We start from the raw sequence: 686 nt of genomic DNA, 5'->3' as shown, positions 1-686 counted from the left end.
ACGTGAGTTAGCTAAGTTAGAGAAATCTGGTATCGACTACCGCCTGCCTGTACCAGGTGCGAAAGTAGAAGATGGCAAGCTAGCAATGAACGTTCAGTTTCCTGGCGTGAAGCTTCAATACTCTCTAGACGGCAAAAACTGGCTGAATTACGTAGACAATGCTCGTCCAAATGTGAAAGGTGAAGTGTTCATCCGATCTGTATCGGCAACAGGTGAGAAAACAAGTCGTGTGACTAGCGTAAAATAACACGATTCTTGTAAGTTAATTTTTGGCAAAGCCTCAACGCATGTTGAGGCTTTCTTTATTTTTAAAGGAAATTAAGTGTGATCGAAGTCTTAATATTTTGCATTGATAAATAAGTTTTGGTGTTAAAGATAGAAATTAAATGTGAAGTGAGTCTGGTTATTTCGCCATTTATTAAATCGTTAGTTGTTGATGATCACATTTTATTTTTTTGACGAATTTTTATAAATCAACGCAAGTGTCTGTAATTAACAGTGTTTTTGTTATGGTTATAGAGTCGGGTTTGAACGAGATCACTTTTTAAACGGATTTATTTTCCATTGCGAATTAATTATTTCAGTATGGCCACCGCCACGGAGGCACATTCCAAGGCTTGCGATGATCGGGAAAAGAAGCCCATGGAACCATCGCATAACGTGAATAATTAAAGGCAGTAATTATG

The 686-nt window shown here is 37.8% G+C and carries 1 protein-coding gene; it reads left to right on the top strand.

The genetic code is table 11. The features are described from left to right. Positions 1 to 247, top strand: a 247-nt coding sequence (locus R8O11_RS28005; protein WP_318194971.1) for a chitobiase/beta-hexosaminidase C-terminal domain-containing protein, incomplete at its 5' end; no start/stop codon positions are given. Positions 248 to 686: the final 439 nt, after the last annotated feature.

It is taken from the genome of Vibrio sp. 1288 (genome assembly GCF_033344475.1).
This window is presented reverse-complemented; position numbering and strand designations above follow the sequence as displayed.